This is a genomic window from Pseudomonas sp. NFX71, assembly GCF_048079215.1.
Taxonomy (GTDB): Bacteria; Pseudomonadota; Gammaproteobacteria; order Pseudomonadales; family Pseudomonadaceae; genus Aquipseudomonas; species Aquipseudomonas fluorescens_B.
In genome coordinates, this window is record NZ_CP182230.1 from 4,383,912 (window position 1) to 4,402,217 (window position 18,306).

An 18,306-nucleotide genomic window follows, 5' to 3' on the forward strand; every position below is an offset into this window, starting at 1 on the left:
CGTCAGCACAGCAGATGTTTGTGACAGTGGGGTGACTGGGGTGAAAGGTCGAATCAGCTCATGGTGCAGCGGTTTTTTTCTGCCTGGCGATGACCTGTGGCGAGGGCGCTTGCTCCCGTTCGGTCGCGCAGCGGCCGCCGTTAGATTCACTGCGTGTTTGATAGGGGAGCGCTTCGCACTCCAACGGGGGTAACCCCCCTCGCCACAGGATTAGCGCCAGACTCAGGTCATTTGAGCTCATTAACCAGCCTGAAGCCTGGCAAAACCCCGGTTTACAGCGTCTCCCGCCAACCCCTGTCACAGAACCGTCATCCCCCGACCCTAGCTTGCCCTCCCAGTTGCCGGGCCACTTGCCTGGCGTTATCGGACTCTTGGGGGAGGACACCATGTACCAGCGCAGCAGCACTGCCGGGCTCGTCAGCTTCACGCTCACCGCATTGGCCATGGCAATGGCCAGCGAACGCTTGAGCGCTGCCGAAACCACCGCGAACACGGAACACGTCGAAGTGGTGGGGCAAGCGGCAAGCATCGACCAGGCGCTCAAGGAACAACGCAACGCCGACAGCATCAAGAGCGTGGTGCATGCGGACGGCGTGGCGCAGCTGCCGGACGAAAACGTCGCCGAAGCCGTGCAGCGGTTGCCGGGAGTCAGCGTCGAGCGCGATCAGGGCGAAGGGCGGTTTGTCAGCGTGCGCGGCCTCGGTCCGGACCTCAACAGCGTGACCATCAACGGCACGCTCGTACCGTCGCCGGAAAGCGAGCGCCGCGCTGTAGCCCTCGATGTGTTGCCCTCGGAACTGGTGCAGTCGTTATCGGTGATCAAGACCCTGACCCCGGACATGGACGCTAACTCCCTGGGCGGCACCGTCGACGTCAAAAGCCTTTCGGCGTTCGATCACAAAGGTCTGTTCTACACCGGCAGCAGCGAAGCCAGTTATGACAAAAACACCCACCAGACCAGCCCGAAATTTTCCGGCGCCATCAGTGACCGTTTCAGCCTCGGCGACGGCATCGACAATTTCGGTGTGGCCGCCGCGCTGAGCTGGCAGAAGCGCGATTTCGGTTCGGACAACGTCGAAACCGGCGGTGCCTGGGATTTCGAGCAAGGCGCCCGTCTCGAAGAGTTCGAGCAACGCGACTACGACATCAGCCGCGAACGCGCCGGCGGTGGTCTGAACTTCGACTACAAGCCCGATGACCTCAGCAGCTATTACCTGCGCACCCTCTACAGCCGTTACAAGGACAGCGAAACACGCAACGCCGCGGCCTTCGAATTTGCCGACCCGCAAGCTGCGGGCGAGTTGGGCGACGCCGAAGGCTCGCGCAAACTCAAACAACGCGAAGAGACCCAGGAAATTCAATCCTACGTCCTGGGCGGCGAACGCATGTTCGGCCTCTGGACCCTCAGCGGCCAGGCTGGCTACAGCCGCTCCGGCGAAGACAGCCCGGGTCACATTGCCAATGCTGCGTTCACCGGCATTGATGACTTTGCCGACAGCGGTTACTACGACAAGGACAAACCACGGCCGATCATTGGCCAAGCCTTCTACGATCCGGCCAATTTCAGCCTCGACAAGGTCGAGTGGGAAAAGCAGAAAACCACCGACACCGAGAAAAACCTGCGCCTGGACCTGGCCCGGGATTACGACTTCAAAGGCTACGCGTCCCAGGTCAAATTCGGCGGCAAGGTCAGTCGGCGCAACAAGGACAACGACCTCGACGCCTGGGTCTATGAGGATTTCGACGGCCTGGGTTTCAGCGACGATCAGCTCAACCTGTCGCATTTCACCAAAGGCAACGTCGACTATCGCCTCGGCCAGTTCGGCCCGGGGATCAGCGGCAGTGCGATCAAGCAGTTGATCGGCGGCCTCAATCAGGCGGACTTCTATGACGAAGTCGAATCGCGGGTCAACGACTTCAAGATCAGCGAAGACATCAACGCCGGCTACCTGATGAACACGATCGATATCGACGACTGGCGGTTCATCGCCGGCCTGCGCTACGAAGGCACCGAGTTCGAAGCCAAGGGCACCGGCGTGACCGATGGCGCGTTCACTTCCACCGACACCAAGCGCAAATATCACCACTGGCTGCCGGGCCTGCATGCGCGCTATCAACTGGACAAAAACACCCAGGTTCGCGCCGCGTGGACCAAATCCGTGGTGCGCCCGACTTTCGGTCAACTGGCGCCAGGGTTTGTCATCGACGATGACGAAGCCACGTTCGGCAACCCGGAACTCAAACCGCTGGAGTCGAGCAATCTTGACTTGGGCATCGAGCATTACATGGGCCGCGCCGGCACCGTCTCGGCGTTCGTGTTCTACAAGGACATCAAGAATTTCGTCTACAACACCGACCTGGCCGGCACGGGTGCCTGGGTCGATTTCTCCGAAGCCCACACCTTTGCCAACGGCGACAGCGCCAAGCTCTATGGCCTGGAACTGGCTTATTCGCAGAAATTCGATTGGTTGCCGGCGCCCTGGAACGGCCTGCTGATTGGCGCCAACAGCACCTTCAGCCGTTCGGATGCCGAGATCAAGGGCTTCGACGCCGCCAGTGGCATCAACCGCAAGCGCAGCATCGATTTACCCAACCAGTCCGACACGGTCGGCAACCTGATGCTCGGTTGGGAAGACGACAAGCTGAGCCTGCGCCTGTCGGCCAACTACAAGTCGGATTACCTCTTTGAACTGGCGTCCATCAACGACAAGGCCCACGACCTGCACGTCGATGCCCAGACCTTTATCGACTTCAGCGCCCGTTACTCGCTGACCAAAAACCTGCAAGTCAGCTTCGAGGCGCAGAACCTCACCGACGAGCCGTATTTCGTCTACACCGGCCACCGCGCCTACAACGGCCAGTACGAAGAATACGGCCCGACCTACAAGCTCGGCCTGACCTTCACCCACTTTTGAGCCCCGATGCGGCCTCCGTAGGAGCGTAATGCTGTTTGCTTGGCGAACACTGACAACTGTGGCGAGGGGATTTATCCCCGTTCGACTGCGAAGCGGTCGTCGATCCGGACAATGCAGTCTGTTTGGCCGGACGCTGGTGGCCACTTCGCGACCCAACGGGGATAAATCCCCTCGCCACAATTGTCGGTGCCCGCACTTAAGTGAACAGCATTGCCGTAGGAGCGAGGCTCGCCCGCGATGGCCGTTACACGATTCCACGACAAGGACTTTGCCTGTTCATGAGTATTTCGTTTCTATCCAAGCGCCATCTTCTGGCCGCATTGATCAGCCTGACCGCCGGCCAGGTGCTGGCGGCGGTACCCAGCCTGACACTCAAGCCATGGGGCGCCAATCTGTCGGTTGATGCGGTGGCGTTCCTGCCCGCCAATGTTGGCGCCGAACGCCTGGCGGCCAGCGAGCAAGACGGTTTGCTGCTGCTCGATGCACAGGGCCGGGAACTGGCGCGTTTACCAGGATCGTTCAGTGGCGTGGACAGCCGCGCAGCCGGCCGGCAAGTGTTGGTCGCAAGCCTGGACAACAGCCGTCAGCAGGCATTTTTGGTCAGTCTCGATCCGGACAAACGCAGTTGGGGCCCGCCGGTGTATCTGCCGACGCGGGATTACCCGGTGAACGGCCTGTGCCTGTATCGCGACGAGGCCAGCAACCTGTTCCTGTTTCTGGTGGGCGAGGAGGGCAAGGGCGAGCAATGGCTGGTGGGTAACGATGCGGCGCTCAACCCGCGACCACAACGGGTGCGCGGTTTGCCGCTGCCACCGTCGGCCACGGATTGTCAGGTCGACGACGGCGCCAATCAGTTGGTGGTCAACGAAGAGAATGTGGGGTGGTGGGTGTATCCGGCGCATCCCGAAGCCGAGGTCAGCCGCACGCCGGTGGCTATACGCGAACCGTTCGGCACGATCAAAAAAACCGCTGGCGCCATGGCTTTGGTGCCCGGTGGCCTCGTCGCGCTGGACCCGAAAGCCGCGCAATTGCATGTCTACCAGCAGCAGGGCGAACACTGGTCGGCCCAGGCGACCTTGGCGCTGCCAGGTTTGATAGAACCGGAAAACCTCGCCCTGCGCCCGACCGACAAAGGCCTGCAGGTTCTTCTGCGTGACGATGACGACGGCCGTCTGTATGAAGGCGAACTGAACTGGCAGCCGACACCGGTGCCCTTGGCGCCGGTGCTGCCGAACGTTAAAGCGCTCAGCCAGAGTGATCCGGTCGGCCGTCAGGGCGATGCGGCGGACGATCCGGCGATCTGGATTCACCCGCAGCAACCGTCGCTGAGCCGGGTGCTGGGCACCAATAAAAAGCAGGGGTTGCTGGCGTATGACCTGCAAGGCAAGTTGCTGCAGGAGTTACCGGTCGGGCGCCTGAACAACGTCGACCTGAGGTCGAATTTCAAACTCGGCCCACAGACTGTCGACCTCGCCGTCGCCAGCAATCGCGATCACAACAGCCTCAGTCTGTTCAGCATCGACCGTCTTAGCGGCGAGCTGCGTGAAGCCGGCGAGATCCCCACGCCGCTCAAGGAAATCTACGGCATCTGCCTGTTCCAGCCTGCCAGTGGCGAGCTTTACGCCATCGCCAACGGCAAGGACGGCACGTTCCTGCAATACCGCCTGAGTGCGCCGAACGGCACGGTAAAAGGTGAGTTGGTGCGCCAGTTCAAGGTCGACAGCCAACCCGAAGGCTGCGTGGCCGACGACCAACGTCAACGGCTGTTTCTCGGTGAAGAAGATGTCGGCGTCTGGGCGGTGGATGCCCGCGCCGATCAGCCGGCGACACTGACCAGCGTGATCAAGGTCGGCCCACAACTGCAGGCCGACGTTGAAGGTCTGGCGCTGTATCAAAGCGAGGCTCGCGATTATCTGGTGATCTCCAGCCAGGGTAACGACAGCTACCTGGTGCTGGACGCCGAGCCGCCGTTCGCCTCGCGGGGCGCTTTTCGCGTCGGCCTGAACGCCGCGCTCGGCATCGATGGCGCTTCGGAAACCGATGGCCTTGAAGTCACTTCGGTGAACCTCGGCGGGCCTTGGAGCCAAGGCCTGCTGGTGGTGCAGGACGGCCGCAAGCGCATGCCCGAGCAGACGCAAAACTTCAAATTCGTGCCTTGGACCGAGGTCACTCAAGCCCTGAAGCTGCCTTGATCCGGGCCGGTCATCAACCTGTCATCCCACTTTCATCCAATAGCTCAACGGCCGTCGCGCATCGACGGCCCGAGCGCTTCAGACAAGGAGTTTCACCATGCAGGCCACGCTCGAACACATGACGATCTGGGGGCTGATCAGCGACGCCAGTCTGTTGGTCAAGGCGGTCATGCTCACCCTGTTGCTGGCGTCGTTGCTCAGTTGGTACCTGATCATCCAGCGCGGTCGCGTGTTGCAGCAGCGCGAGCGGCAGATAAATGCCTTCGTGCAGCAGTTTCGCGGCGCTTCGGATCTGCAGCCGCTGTACCGGGAAACGGCAGGTAGCGAGAGCGGTGTGGAGCCGATTTTTCATGCAGGGCTTCGCGAATTCAGTCATCTCAATCAGCGTTCGGGCAACCCCGCCGACGTGGTGCTCGAAGGTGTGGAGCGCGCGTTGTATGTGGCGATCAGCGAACAGGAAGTGCAGCTGGAGAAAGGCTTGCAGTTTCTCGCCACCGTCGGCTCGGTCAGCCCTTACATCGGTCTGTTCGGCACAGTGTGGGGGATCATGAATTCCTTCCTAGGCTTGTCTCAGGTCCAGCAAGCGACGCTGTCGACCGTGGCGCCCGGCATCGCCGAAGCGCTGATCGCCACGGCCATCGGTTTGTTTGCGGCGATTCCGGCGGTGATTGCCTACAACCGGTTTTCCTCCCGCAGCCAGACCTTGCTCACCCGTTACTACGCCTTCGGCAATGAACTTCAGGTGCGTCTGCATCGCACATTGCACGGTGCGCCGTTGAACCTGGCCGCCGCAGCCTGAGAGGAGCGTGAAGATGCTGATCAAACCGCAACGCAAACACGGACCCAAGGCCGAAATGAACGTGGTGCCGTACATCGACGTGATGTTGGTGCTGCTGGTGATTTTCATGGTCACGGCGCCGATGCTGACCCAAGGTGTAAAGATCGAACTGCCCAAGGTCGCCAGTGAAGCCCTGGCCACTGACACACGTCAGCAAATCCTCACGTTGTCGGTGAAGGCCGAGGGTGGTTACTACTGGAATGTCGGCGGTGAACTCGACACTCAACACCAGACCGACAGTGCGGTGAGCCTTGACGACATGCGGGCGAAAGTGGCGCAAATCGTCGCCGAGCGCCACGACACTCAGGTCTACATTCGCGCCGACAAGGACGCCGGTTATGGCAGCGTGGTCGCGGCCATGGCGGCGTTGCAGCAGGGCGGAGTCAGCAACCTCGGGCTGGTGACCGAGGCCCCGCAATGACGGCGATGATCATGCACAGTCCTTCGATGACGTTGCTGCCCGGTGCTCGCAGCGGCTTCTGGCAGAACAGTCTGGCGGCGAGCCTGGCGGTGGCGTTGCACGCGGCCGTCCTCGCGTTGCTGGTGCACGGTTGGTCGCCGCAGAAGCCGCCCGTCGAACCGCCTTCTGTGCTGAGAACCCAACTGGTGATGTTGCCGCCGGCGCCGCAACCTGTGGCACCCGAACCGGCACCGGCGTTGGTCGAGCCGTCACCGCCCGAACCGATCGCTCCGGCCCCCGTCAAACCCGCCGTCGACCCACAGATCCAGGCGCAGAAACTCGAACAAGCTGCGTTGGCGCGCAAACGGGTCGAAGACAAAAAGCGCGAGCTTCAGGCCGAGCAACAACGCCAGCGCCTTGAGTCGGAAAAACGCACTCGCGAGGCTGAACAACAACGCCTCGCCGAGCAGCAAGTGCAACAGGCGCATCAAGCCGAACAGGCCCGGTTGAACGCCGAACGCGCTCGCCAGCAAGCGGCCCAGGTCGCCGCCAACAGTCGCCAGTACCTGCCCTTGAGCAAGGAAGCGCCGGACTACCCGCAACGGGCGCTGGACAAGAACATCGAAGGCGATTGCACCGTGGAATATACGGTCAACCCCCAAGGAAAGGTTGAGAATCCCAAGGTGCTCGACGGCTGTCATCCGCTGTTCATGCGTCCGTCGTTGGCGGCGGCCAACACCTTTCGTTATCAGCCGAAAGTCGTCGACGGCCAGGTGGTTTCGGTGCCGGCGGTGCGCAATACCTTTCATTATCGGATCAAGTGACTCGGTCAGTGGTGGTGACGAGGGCGCAGGCCCTCGCCACAGGACAGGACTACTCGATTGGATCGAGTTGATCCAGCGCCCGGTTCACGTTGAGTTCGCCCAGCATGATCACTTGGGCAATGCCCAGCAGGGTATTGCGACTCGGCCCGAGCGTACGGTCCGCCAGATCCATGGTCATGACATGGGCCGAGGCCAGTGATTCGCAAGCGTGTCCCAGCAGGTCTTCGGTGTTGATGTGTGGATCGAGGGTGTACATCGTGCTCGGTGTTCGTGGGGTGGCGTGGATGTCGGCGGCGGAGGGGGAAGCTTTCGGTGGGTTGGGTGTTGGTTTGATCATTGATGAAACTCCCGGGATGTAAATGAGGAGCCATCACCCCTCGCTACCAAACGATGGGTGGCAGCCATACGCAGGTTGGTAGACCGGTCCAGGAACCCGGCGCGTCCGAAGACGCCCCGCGCATGGCCACCATAAAGGAGCAGAGATGAAGCAGGTCTGCAAAAGGTGGCGCGATGCGCCTGGACAATCCGGGCTACCAAACCCGATCACTGATTTTCAGCGACCGACCAACGATAGAACCCGGGCCCAAGGCGCACAAGCCGGCGGATTCTGGCGTAACCGTAGGCAATGACGCAAGGCGCTGTAGCTTTCGCGAAGTAACCGGTGAGGCTTTTAAACACAGGCGTGTTTAACAGAACGAATCGATATCCAGCGTGTGCGGTGCACCGATGGTGTACCCATAGATCGAAGCCGTCAGCGCGTCCCCCTCCGGGTCTTCCGGCGCCATGGCGAACGGGTCTTTAACCTTGTTCTCAGGATGTGCCAACCAGCGCGCCACGTTAGCCTTCAGTTGTTCAGGTTGTTCCAGCAGCGACCCGTAAAGCGCGTGTGCGGTCACCCTCTCTTCACGCACGCGTTTCAAGCGATCGACTGTGATTGCAATCCTGCTTTTTTCCAGGCCAAGTGCTCGGATGTTGTTCTCCTGGGTGCGCACGTAGGCGTCGGACCGCGCCGGCAATCCACGTTCTATGTCACGTAACTGGGTGGTGACGCGTGCCAGCGAACCCGCGACCATTTCAAACTCTAGATCCGTAACCCGCGAACGTTTCTTCTCGTGCGCTGCCTGCCACCGCAGCAAAACCGCCCAACACGCCGGAACATACCCGTCGGCCATCAAATGATCCAAGACGTGGAAAATCTGCAGCAATGGCGACCGATGCGGCAACCCGTTTTTCTGCTGAAGCGCCAAACTGCACGCGGCATGTTGAGTGATGGTGTCACATCCCGGTTCCCACAGGATCGCGGACTTTTTCCCATCGCTAAATTCCACCGGCATGAAGTGCTGTAACTTGCCGTGGTGATCGTACGGCTGGCCCGTCCAGTTAGTGACGCCCGTAAAAAACACCGACAAACCTGCCGGCACGTTGAAAAACGTCAAAGCCAACCCCGTCGTAAAGACACCGGCTTTGGTGTCCGTCCACCTGCCCGGCACGCTCGGCACCGGGTCGTTGTGGTTGACGACGCGGTGATGCACCAAGTCCTCGGCGCCTTTGACGAAATTGGCATCGCCCGCTCGGGGGGCGCCGTAGGTGTAGAGCTGGAGGTTGAAGCCAAAACTTTGTTCTCGTCTCAGCATTTCCGAGAGCAGCAACGCCACTGCGCCTCCGAGACTGTGGCCACAGATAATGAGCTTTTGTCCTGTATAGAATTTATTCACGTACTTCACGACGAAGCTCTTTGCTTTTTGCGCGGCTTCGTAGAAGCCGCGATGCACTTTGCTGTCGGTGTCTTCGAACGGCACTTGAAATGCATCGGCATCGCGAATTCCATCCGCCATGAGTTCATAGGTGCCACGTACCGCAATCAGGATCAGTTCGTCATTGTGGGTAATGAAGGCCTGGGTGTCGGTCGATTCTGCGCCTTGCGTTCGGTCATCCAGAAAGTGAATGTTGGCAGGGTGTTCCTGTTCGACATCCTCATTAAGTCGGATGACCTCATAAAGGTCCGGATCGAAGGGCACGATCTCCAGACGCTTGGAGTACGGCACGTCCTCATACAGTGGATAGAAAGCGCTTTTTTGACCCGCATCGACACGCCACAACTCGTCAGCCTTGGCCAGCGCATCGCCGAACCAATTGCCCACGCTGGGTTGTATGGGAAAGGATACGGTCGTCGTTTTGACCGGGTGACCGTCGGGCTGCTGCCCGAAAGGGCAATAACTCAAAGTTGCCATCAGCGCGAGCTGGTAGAGATTCAGCGCACAAAACTCCGGGTCGGTCGACAGCATTGGGCGTAACGCACGCAGAGGCCGCACTTCAAGAACCGTGTGTTTAAGGGGCATCAGCGCAACACCAAGCCTCCCATGTTCACCCATGGTTCTCGCTCGGTTCGGGCTATGGGGATAATGACGATAGACCTCGGGCGGCAGGTGTGAAACATGCTTTACCAAGTGACGTACTTCTACCTGAAGGAACTCATCCGCGCAGGCTTGTGCCGGGTTTGTCCGGGTGCGGGTGGAATTTTGATTCAGATAGCGGGTTTGTTCGGCTCGGACTTGAAGTTCAGTGATTTTGAGTGGGTAGTTCGGTCTTGTTTGGGCTCGCACATAAACGATTTCCTCCCCTTCATATTTTTGGTCGAGAACCAACGCAATGGGTCCCGCGAAGTGGTTATTGATTTTACCCGTCCCTGTGATATCTAGATGCCCAGTATATTTCCGGCCTTCAGAATCCATTACTGAATAAGACAGCCCCGCGTACGGCTCGCCTGAACCGAATTCGTCGACCAGTTGGAAGCTGCTCCATTTACCTTGTACGGGGCATGTCAGTACGCTGCTGCTCAATGGAGATACCAGTTCTTTTTCCATAGACGTCATGTCCAAATCTCCTTATTCCGTGCAGCCGGGGTAAATAGTGCAGATACGGCCATCTGGCATTTTGAAAGTGCTGAAATCAGAATAATTTCCAAAACAGAAAGCATCCTGATCTTCAAAACTTTTCCCCATACAGCGCTTCCATCCGCCGGGCACTTGGACCCAGGTGTCACCCCAACCAGGCCTTTCCTCCGCAGCCAAGGTGATCTTCATTTTCACAGTTGTTCCCTGCAGCTGATCAAGGGTGTAAGCCGAAAATGGGTGACCTCGATCCCGTTTGCCGAGAGCATCAGTTGCTTTGCAATCGAGAAGTTTTACGATGCGTCGTTTCGGTCCCATTGTGCGGAACAGCCACTCGCATTGACCGTAAAAGCTGCTTTCACCTGCTTCGTTAAAGGTGTTTTTGTACTTTTCCTCCAGTTCACTGCGGATGACGACCGTGGCGAAATCTTCGCCGAAGTCCCAGCTTGAGTTGCCATATTTGGAATGTATGTCCAGCTTGATGCGGTGGATCACCAACTTGCATCCACTGACCATTCTGTAAATAGCGATCTCGGAGTTTCGGACATAACTTTTACGCAATATCGGGTTGTGAACGACGGCTGTGTTTCTTCCCCCCGGCACGGTGCAGGTTTCGCCATCGACCGGTACGTATTCCGCAATTGCCTGATATACAAAATTATTGGGTAAATCAGCGGTGAAGGTAAAAGTGTCCGGCTGGCTCTTGGCACAGCCGTTGGTTAATGCGATGCCGCAACTTAATGCGGAGAGTTTCAGCAGGAACTTGAGTCGCGAGGAAATAATTGCCATGTGATTAATGCCCTTGTTCCGTGCAGTCGGGGTAAATAGTACAGATGCGCCCATCTACCATTTTGAAGGTGCTGAAATTTTTGTGATTTCCAAAACAGAAGGCGTACTGATCTTCAAAGTTATCGCCCATACAGCGCTTCCAGCCGTCAGGAACCTTGACCCAGGTGTCCCCAATGGCAGGTCGCTCTACGTCGGCCAACGTGATCTTCATTTTCACGGTCTTGCCCGGAAGTTGATCGAGGGTGTAAGCCGAAAATGGACGGCCACGTTTAAGCTCTCCCTGTTCATCAGTTGCTTTACAGTCGAGGATTTTAACGATGCGTCGCTGAGCTCCCGCTGTGCGAAACAGCCACTGGCACTGACCGTAAAAGACACTTTCACCCGCTTCACTAAAAGTGCCTTTCGATTGCTCCTTCAATTCCTGGCGAATGACGACCATGGCGCTTTCCCTGCCAAAATCCCCTCGGTCTTTTCCATACGCCGAGTTGATCTCCAGCTCAATGCGTCTGGCGATTAACGGGCAACCCTTGCGTGTTATCCGAATCTCTATTTCGGAATCTGGTTTGTATTCTTTTCGCCATTGGTCATTGAAAACCGGCGCCAAGTTGTCCTTTGTTGCAACAGTGCAGGCCTCACCTTCGGCGGGTACGTAGTAAACCGCTGCGACGTATGCAAAATCGGGTGGTAAATCGGCGGTGAACGTAAATGTATTGGGCTGGTTCTTGGCGCAGCCTGTGAATAATGCGATGCAGCAAAACAAAGAAGAAAATTTCAGCAGTTGTTTCTGCCGAGGAGAAATGATTGGCATGTGATTAATGTCCTTGTTGCGTGCACTCGGGGTAAATAGTGCAGACGCGCCCATCCACTGTTTGAAGGTGCTGAAGTCGGTGTAGTTGCTATCGTAATAACCACCCGTTCTTCGGTCCTACCAAGACAACGCGCGTGCAATCTGATCCGCCTCTATTTCGGATTGATCCCCGTGCACGATGGGAGCTCGCAATATTGATCGTCGGTCCTTGCGATCCACGATCCAGAACGTCATTTTTGTGGGGGTTGGCAGCAGAGAGTCGGTTACTGGCGCCTTGTCGGCAGCCACTTTCTCGTCATCCAGCTTCGTTACATCGAACTCCCATTTGCGGCCGATTCCCCGTTGTTTTCCTTTCTTGGCTGATTTGGGTGAAAACGCTGTCTTGCGCACGTCTCCCGCTCGCAGTCGTAACTTTTTTTCCATGAAGGCTCGCATGACGGACTCCATCTCAACATCCGTTGAAGGATCCAATCCCACTGTCAGCCCGAGTCTCGCTCGCGTTGACAAGTTTTCGTAGGAGAAACGACCCGCGCCGGTCACTCTCAGGCGGTGGTTGCCCACTCGCCAAGGCAATTGGACGTCATCCAACCAACTGATCAATGCGTTCTCGTTATCCGTTATTCCCCAGCCCAGTCCTGCATTGTCCTCTTGCCATTCCATCAGAGTCCGGTTCAGAGCGATGGCTTCGGCATCCCTGCCTTGGCGATAGGCGATATCTGCCGCGTAATCCAGCGTCGTCTCGATGTACGCCCCAAGGATCGAGATATGGTCCCGGGCAAGCAGGGCCAACTCCAGCGAGCGGCGGGCGGCGATTAAATCACCCCGGCGATACTGTGCCACCCCAATGTAGGTGTTGAGACGGGCAATTTCCTCGGGGAAAAAGGCATCGGGCAGTGCTTTTTCTGCCAGTTCGGCGGCCTTCGACTTACCACCAGGAGCCGCCCAGTACGAATCCATCTCCCGATTCTGCTCAGCCATCGTGCGCTCGCGAAACAGCAATGGCGCACTGTTCCATTTCAGCGCCGCGAAGAGTTGACGTACCTGCTCCGCTGCCTGTTCCTTTTCTGGCGATTGCAAATTCACATTGATGTCCATCATCCAGTCGCCGTTCAGTGCTTTCCAGTGGACAGCGACACAGTGTTCGCCCTTACATCCTTCAGCCTTCTCGACCTTGATAGACGTCGCATCGGCAAAGGGTAGATCGGGCATTGCCCGAACCATCTCCGTTGCAATGGGCACTTCCCGGTAGGACTCGAGAAACTCCTTACGTTGCGCCACGTTCATGGCGCGTAGTTTTTCTTTATAAGAAAGTGATATGTCCGCGCTGAGATTGCTGCCTGCCGATACATGCGTATAAAGCACACGCATGCCGACACCCCGACTATCTACCGGTTCGAACGCCATTAGCTTCCACTGCCCCAACATCAGAGGCATCTCGAAGTCAGCCAGCTCATAACGCAGTCGCGGTTCTTCCGGCGCTAGACGCCATGACTCAGGGTAGGGGTTGGCGACTGCATAGAGCTTTTCCTGAAGACGCATGACCTTCGCTCTGTCTCCCGCCATCATGCTCGCCTCGATTGCGAGGCTGAGCATCTTCATGCTGCGGGGATCGCGACTACCTGTTTGTCCGGCAGATGCTGATTTTGCGTCCCAACGAGCAATCTGCTCTTCGGCGGCGTCCAGGGCCTCGACATATTTCCCTTGTATCTGCAGGAGAACGACGAGCAAGTACCCGGCTTCAAACTCCGGGCCATCGAGGTCTTCACTCGCGTGGGCCGCCTTCATAGCCGCTCGAGCCTTGACCGTGGCCTGTTCCCACAATGCCTCGTTGCTCAGACGTTGCGCCTCGAGCATTAGCTCCTCAGCGTTTGGTGGTAGATCCTTAGAGCTAGCCTTCGGTGCAGCCCACGCGATGGCGCTACTCGAAAGCAAGACTGCGGCACTCAAGGAAAAAATCAGTTTTCGCATCGAACTCTCCATGTTTGTTTGTCTTAAACCCACAGTTGTAGTACCTGCTATCCGCTTCATATCGGCCCATCTCCCTTCCAAAAATCGACCAACAACCTCACCCGTTCAAAGTGCTCCGCCGGATTCTCATCGCCCCGCACCTCCCACTCCGGGGGCAAAGTAAAACCCGGCGCTTGCAAACTCTGAATCAACAGAAATTCCAGTTGCTCTGGCTCCAACCAGCCCCACGTGTCTGCCAGCGCTAAACGCTCACGCAACCACGCATCAGGGTCATGCTCTTCGGCGAGATTGACGTAGGCCTCAACATGCTCGGCCAGCAAATAACGATGGGCGTTGAGCCGGCGAATTTCCGAGGCCTGCGGCTGGGGCAGGGGTGTGCGCAACCAGAGCGGCTGGTCCGGCACGGGGTACGTTCCGGGGATAGGATTGTGAGCTGTGTTCCAGGCAGCGCCGTCCCAGTAGCAGACGCTGATCGCCGGCCCAAGAAAGGCTGGATATTCTTCAGGCCGCAGGTGTTTCAGCGCGCGACTCAACACTCGGTTGTCGTGAAAGCGATACAGCGCCTGATAGGGACGCGTCCCGACAATCAATCGCTGTTGCCAGTGATTGACCAACCCGCGTAACGCACCTTTTTCAACGCTCGCGAGCCAGCCCCAGTTGCGTTCGGGATGATCCAGCAGTTCGTCGAGGCGCCGGTCGCCGGACTGTTCCAGGGTGAAGATGAACGGACCGGCATCGGCCAGGTTCGCGAGGGTCGTTGCGTTGTAGACGCTCAGGTAGTGGTCGTGTCCGCTGGACTTCAACAACAGCTGACGGGTTTCACGCTCGTTCTGCGAGTCCAGCACCAGGCACAGTTCGCGGCCCAGGCGGCGCTGTTCGTTCATCCATTGGCGGGGGAGTGTGTGGCTCATGCGGCAGCTCCTTCCGTTGGGCAGAAGCCATCACGACACGCTTCGCAAAGGGGGCAGAGGTCCGCCGCCAACGCGTTGCTTGCCGCCATCAGTGCGGGCTGGGACGACGCGAGCATGGGCGGCAATTCAGGTGGCACGGACAAGCCATCGACTGAGCGCGGCATTGCTATCGAGGCGGCTGGCGCGCGCATCGGAGCGCCACCGATCTGGAGTTCGCTGCTGCCGAAAATTCCGCCGCCGCCTACCTGTAAATGTTCTCCACCGGCTTCGATCGAGAACTGGGTCCTGGCCTTCAGAATGATCAGATCGGCTTCAATAACAACCGCCCGGCCAGCGCTGAGTGCCTGGGTTTGATCTACGTGAGTGTGGCTGTTGCCGGCAACTTGCAGGTAATCGTTGGCCTTGAGCTGTGTGTGCCGATCACCGCCGGTGGTGCGGTGTTCCGTGGCATGCAGCACGGTAACGCTGTCGCCCTTGACGGTGGTGCGCAGCTCGTTGCCGACCTCCAGGCGGCTGTCGTTTTCTATCCGTTGTTCCATGTCCCGCTGGGCGCGCAGGTAAATCAATTCCTGACCGGCGCGGTCTTCAATGTGCAGTTCGCTGAACCCCGTGCTGTCTGGCGAGCTGCGGGAGCGGAATACGCTGCGGGTTTTGTTGGCGGGTAATTCGTAGGGCACCGGGTTGGCGCTATTGTGCAGGCAGCCGCTGATCTCGGGATGGTCGGGGTCGCCGTCCTGAAAACTGACCTGGACCTCCATGCCGACTCTCGGCAAGGCGACCCCGCCAAAGGCGTTGCCGGCCAGGAGGGAGGAGACACGCAGCCAGCAACTGCTTTTATCGTCGTAGCGACCTTCGCGATCCCAGAAGAATTGCACCTTGACCCGACCGAAGTCGTCGCAGTGGATTTCCTCGCCTTTGGGGCCTGTGACCACGGCGCTTTGAACGCCGGCGATTCGTGGTTTGTCGTGGGTCAGCGGCGAGCGGTAGATCACGTCCCAAGGCGTGGCGAGGAACTGGTTGCGATAACCCTGAAAGCCGTTGTCATCGCCGGTGCCGGTGTAGGCCGCGTACTGTTGCAAGACTTGCGGTTGTGCACCTTCATGCTCGATTTCGGTCAGCAACCACAGGTCGTTCCATTCTTCGTCCGGGTGTTCGGCCAGCGGCAGGAAATGCCCGCAGAGCAGCATCGGTTGATCGCTCTTACCCCGTGCCACCCGGCACGCGGCGCCGTGACGTTCCTGTTCGCGTCGACTCAACAGCTTGCCGCGATCTCCCTGGGTAAAACGACCGGGGTACTGGTAATCCTCCAGATCCGTTTCAGTCCCGGACCTATCGGACCTGCTCTCGGCCTCCAGCAAGATGCGCGCTTTTTTGAAGTCGTAATCGCGGCGAGTGGTGCGGTGGGTGCCAACTCGCACTTGCACGTCAAAGTGCTTGATCACCGGTGTGTCGGCGACCAGGCCGTTGTCGTGTCTAAAGCGTGTCGGACGCTCGAGCCGGGGAAACACTGTCTGGTCGTCGCCGAACACCATCACATGTTTTTCGCGGCTGTGCTGGAAGTGGTAGTGCAGGCCTTCTTCCTGGCAGAGTCGCTCTATGAACGCTCTGTCGGACTCTTTGTACTGAACGCAGTACTCACGATCCGGGTAAGCGCTGCCCAGTTGAAACTGGTGGAAGTCACGATGGATGCCGTGGCCGTCGAGCACCTGCGCGATGATTTGCGGGACGGTCATCTGTTGGAAAATACGGCAATTGGTGCGGTGGTCCAGGTACGCCAGCCTGGGCGCCAGCGTCACGCTGTAGCGGGTCAGGCCATGACCGAGACTGCCTTTGACCACGCCATGAATTTGCCCGTGAATGCCGTCGCCGGAACCGTTGAAAGCGAGAAAGGCTTGTTTGTGCAGCAGCTCATTCTGGTCCAGGTCTCGCCTGCCGCTGACCAGCTCGATCTCAAAGGCGAAAGGCTGGCTGATGAGCTCTTTGCCGGTGAACCTGAGCACCTGAAGGTCATGTTGAATGTCGTTGATCGCAAGGCTGAAACGGGCACGAGGGTTTGCATTAACCATCCAGGTTTCCTTTTCCTGTGACGTGGCACAGGCTCCGGGACGTTGATGCAACGTGCGTAAATGACCTTCCCTGGTCAGATCACAATAGAACGTCCCGTAGCCGGGTTCTGTGCGAGGCTATCAAGGGGGCTTGGGAATTGATGTCAGACGGTTCCTAAACTGGCGTTACATGTCTGACAGACATGTTCGACGCCAGGGAATGTTCGCGTTCGCTGCGATACTATGAGGACTCAATGTACGGCTCAGTCATCAGAACAGGGCCGAAACATCGGCCACTGGAAAGCACCGAATCATGCAAGACCGTACCTATCAATTGCTGGAAGTCGCTAACGGCAAACCGATCAAGCTCTGGACCGAAGGCGTTCCGGTAGAAAACGAAGCCCGGCAACAGTTGATCAACACCGCGAAGATGCCGTTTATCTTCAAACACCTGGCGGTGATGCCCGACGTGCACCTGGGCAAGGGCTCGACCATCGGCAGTGTGATTCCTACCGTGGGGGCGATCATCCCGGCCGCTGTCGGGGTGGATATTGGCTGCGGCATGATCGCCGCGCGCACGTCGCTGACCGCCGCTGATCTGCCGGATAACCTGCATGGTTTGCGGTGCGCGATCGAGAAGGCGGTTCCCCATGGGCGCACCGTCGGTCGTGGCGTTCGGGACACCGGTGCCTGGGGCAGCGTTCCCAGAGAGGCCGATCAAGCCTGGGCTGCCTTGAACCCACGGTTCAAGGCGATCACCGACAAGTACCCGAAACTCGCCAGCACCAACAATCGCGGGCACCTGGGCACGTTGGGCAGCGGTAATCATTTCATTGAGGTATGCCTGGATGAAGCCAACCGGGTCTGGTTCATGCTGCACAGCGGTTCACGCGGGGTTGGCAACGCCATTGGCAACCTGTTCATTCAACTGGCTCAGAGCGACATGCGCCAGCACATCGCCAATCTGCCGGACCGTGACCTGGCCTACTTCAAAGAAGGCAGTCGGCATTTTGATGATTACGTTGAAACCGTCGGTTGGGCTCAGGATTTCGCCCGGCAGAACCGCGCGCTGATGATGCAATCGGTGATTCAGGCGACACGGAAGGTGATCAGCAAGCCGTTCGACGTCGCCCTGGAGGCGGTGAACTGCCACCACAACTACGTGCAGAAAGAGCGGCATTTTGGTCAGGATGTTCTGGTGACCCGCAAAGGTGCGGTGTCGGCGCAGAAGGGTGAGCTTGGCATCATTCCAGGATCGATGGGGGCGAAAAGTTTCATCGTTCGCGGGCTCGGCAACGAGCAATCGTTCTGCTCCTGTAGCCACGGCGCTGGCCGCACCATGAGCCGTACCAAAGCGAAAAGCCTGTTCACCGTCGAAGATCAGATCCGCGCCACCGCCCACGTCGAGTGCCGAAAGGATGCGGCGGTGATCGATGAAATACCGATGGCCTACAAAAACATCGACCACGTGATGCACGCCCAGCGCGAACTGGTGGAAGTGCTGCATACCTTGCGTCAGGTGGTATGCGTGAAGGGGTAGCCGACCGCTAGCGGTACTTGATCACGATCCCTTTGAGTTTGCGCCCCTCGATGGTTCTTACATCGCGAGCCCAGAGCGGCCCATTGACATAGGCGCCCATGGCGGACGAAAGGGGCGCGTCATGAACAGGCATGGCGGATTTCCTCCGAAGGGGGCCGCGGCGAGGCGGGGTGGCCTGTTGACGG

14 protein-coding genes are annotated in these 18,306 nt (G+C 58.5%); 6 read left to right on the top strand and 8 right to left on the bottom strand.

All coding sequences use genetic code 11. The features are described from left to right. Positions 1–386 precede the first annotated feature (386 nt). The 5 genes from ACM1ZW_RS20540 (at position 387) to ACM1ZW_RS20560 (ending at position 7,169) form a co-directional block, all read left to right on the top strand. Positions 387–2,915, top strand: coding sequence for a TonB-dependent receptor (locus tag ACM1ZW_RS20540; RefSeq protein WP_416739191.1), 2,529 nt, complete (start codon positions 387–389; stop codon positions 2,913–2,915). A 278-nt stretch (positions 2,916–3,193) separates the two neighbouring features. Then, positions 3,194–5,107, top strand: coding sequence for a phytase (locus tag ACM1ZW_RS20545; RefSeq protein WP_416739192.1), 1,914 nt, complete (start codon positions 3,194–3,196; stop codon positions 5,105–5,107). A 97-nt stretch (positions 5,108–5,204) separates the two neighbouring features. Next, complete coding sequence (gene tolQ, locus ACM1ZW_RS20550) at positions 5,205–5,906, top strand: protein TolQ (protein WP_416739193.1); 702 nt, start codon at positions 5,205–5,207, stop codon at positions 5,904–5,906. Between the two features lie 13 nt (positions 5,907–5,919). Further along, positions 5,920–6,366 carry a protein TolR gene (tolR, locus tag ACM1ZW_RS20555; RefSeq protein ID WP_017337900.1) on the top strand — a complete coding sequence of 149 codons (447 nt, stop codon included), beginning with the start codon at positions 5,920–5,922 and terminating at the stop codon, positions 6,364–6,366. Beyond that, positions 6,363–7,169: a TonB family protein gene (locus ACM1ZW_RS20560; protein WP_416739194.1), complete on the top strand. Its 807-nt coding sequence runs from the start codon at positions 6,363–6,365 to the stop codon at positions 7,167–7,169. Before tolR ends, ACM1ZW_RS20560 begins: the two co-directional genes overlap by 4 nt. Positions 7,170–7,218: 49 nt before the next feature. Here the strand turns inward: ACM1ZW_RS20560 and ACM1ZW_RS20565 are convergent, their stop codons facing one another. The 7 genes from ACM1ZW_RS20565 to ACM1ZW_RS20595 form a co-directional block, all read right to left on the bottom strand. Continuing rightward, positions 7,219–7,506, bottom strand: a complete 288-nt coding sequence (locus tag ACM1ZW_RS20565; RefSeq protein WP_414884538.1) for a DUF6124 family protein — start codon at positions 7,504–7,506, stop codon at positions 7,219–7,221. 349 nt (positions 7,507–7,855) lie between these two features. Continuing rightward, positions 7,856–10,042, bottom strand: coding sequence for a lipase family protein (locus ACM1ZW_RS20570; RefSeq protein ID WP_416739195.1), 2,187 nt, complete (start codon positions 10,040–10,042; stop codon positions 7,856–7,858). Positions 10,043–10,054: 12 nt separating this feature from the next. Further along, positions 10,055–10,849 (bottom strand): hypothetical protein, encoded by a 795-nt coding sequence (locus tag ACM1ZW_RS20575; protein WP_416739196.1) that lies wholly within the window; start codon positions 10,847–10,849, stop codon positions 10,055–10,057. Positions 10,850–10,853: 4 nt separating this feature from the next. Beyond that, a complete protein-coding gene (locus tag ACM1ZW_RS20580; protein ID WP_416739197.1) occupies positions 10,854–11,657 on the bottom strand; it encodes a hypothetical protein in 804 nt (267 codons plus the stop codon). 117 nt (positions 11,658–11,774) lie between these two features. Further along, entirely contained in the window at positions 11,775–13,625 is a 1,851-nt protein-coding gene (locus ACM1ZW_RS20585) for a hypothetical protein (protein ID WP_416739198.1), read from the bottom strand. Between the two features lie 56 nt (positions 13,626–13,681). Beyond that, positions 13,682–14,536, bottom strand: coding sequence for a DUF4123 domain-containing protein (locus tag ACM1ZW_RS20590; RefSeq protein WP_416739199.1), 855 nt, complete (start codon positions 14,534–14,536; stop codon positions 13,682–13,684). Next, on the bottom strand, positions 14,533–16,602 hold the full coding sequence (locus ACM1ZW_RS20595; RefSeq protein WP_416739200.1) for a type VI secretion system tip protein VgrG: 2,070 nt from the start codon (positions 16,600–16,602) through the stop codon (positions 14,533–14,535). Before ACM1ZW_RS20595 ends, ACM1ZW_RS20590 begins: the two co-directional genes overlap by 4 nt. A gap of 292 nt (positions 16,603–16,894) precedes the next feature. Here ACM1ZW_RS20595 and ACM1ZW_RS20600 point away from each other — a divergent pair, with 292 nt between their 5' ends. After that, a complete protein-coding gene (locus tag ACM1ZW_RS20600; protein ID WP_414878844.1) occupies positions 16,895–18,121 on the top strand; it encodes an RtcB family protein in 1,227 nt (408 codons plus the stop codon). Between the two features lie 7 nt (positions 18,122–18,128). Here ACM1ZW_RS20600 and ACM1ZW_RS20605 read toward each other — a convergent pair whose 3' ends face one another. Then, positions 18,129–18,254, bottom strand: a complete 126-nt coding sequence (locus ACM1ZW_RS20605) for a hypothetical protein (RefSeq protein WP_416740865.1) — start codon at positions 18,252–18,254, stop codon at positions 18,129–18,131. Positions 18,255–18,306 lie beyond the last annotated feature (52 nt).

Coding starts and splice junctions, on each gene's coding strand:
- ACM1ZW_RS20575 (WP_416739196.1), bottom strand. CDS start 10,849: ATGGCAATTATTTCCTCGCGACTCAAGTTCCTGCTGAAACTCTCCGCA.
- ACM1ZW_RS20560 (WP_416739194.1), top strand. CDS start 6,363: ATGACGGCGATGATCATGCACAGTCCTTCGATGACGTTGCTGCCCGGT.
- ACM1ZW_RS20545 (WP_416739192.1), top strand. CDS start 3,194: ATGAGTATTTCGTTTCTATCCAAGCGCCATCTTCTGGCCGCATTGATC.
- ACM1ZW_RS20565 (WP_414884538.1), bottom strand. CDS start 7,506: ATGATCAAACCAACACCCAACCCACCGAAAGCTTCCCCCTCCGCCGCC.
- ACM1ZW_RS20585 (WP_416739198.1), bottom strand. CDS start 13,625: ATGCGAAAACTGATTTTTTCCTTGAGTGCCGCAGTCTTGCTTTCGAGT.
- tolQ (WP_416739193.1), top strand. CDS start 5,205: ATGCAGGCCACGCTCGAACACATGACGATCTGGGGGCTGATCAGCGAC.
- tolR (WP_017337900.1), top strand. CDS start 5,920: ATGCTGATCAAACCGCAACGCAAACACGGACCCAAGGCCGAAATGAAC.
- ACM1ZW_RS20590 (WP_416739199.1), bottom strand. CDS start 14,536: ATGAGCCACACACTCCCCCGCCAATGGATGAACGAACAGCGCCGCCTG.
- ACM1ZW_RS20580 (WP_416739197.1), bottom strand. CDS start 11,657: ATGCCAATCATTTCTCCTCGGCAGAAACAACTGCTGAAATTTTCTTCT.
- ACM1ZW_RS20570 (WP_416739195.1), bottom strand. CDS start 10,042: ATGACGTCTATGGAAAAAGAACTGGTATCTCCATTGAGCAGCAGCGTA.
- ACM1ZW_RS20595 (WP_416739200.1), bottom strand. CDS start 16,602: ATGGTTAATGCAAACCCTCGTGCCCGTTTCAGCCTTGCGATCAACGAC.
- ACM1ZW_RS20600 (WP_414878844.1), top strand. CDS start 16,895: ATGCAAGACCGTACCTATCAATTGCTGGAAGTCGCTAACGGCAAACCG.
- ACM1ZW_RS20605 (WP_416740865.1), bottom strand. CDS start 18,254: ATGCCTGTTCATGACGCGCCCCTTTCGTCCGCCATGGGCGCCTATGTC.
- ACM1ZW_RS20540 (WP_416739191.1), top strand. CDS start 387: ATGTACCAGCGCAGCAGCACTGCCGGGCTCGTCAGCTTCACGCTCACC.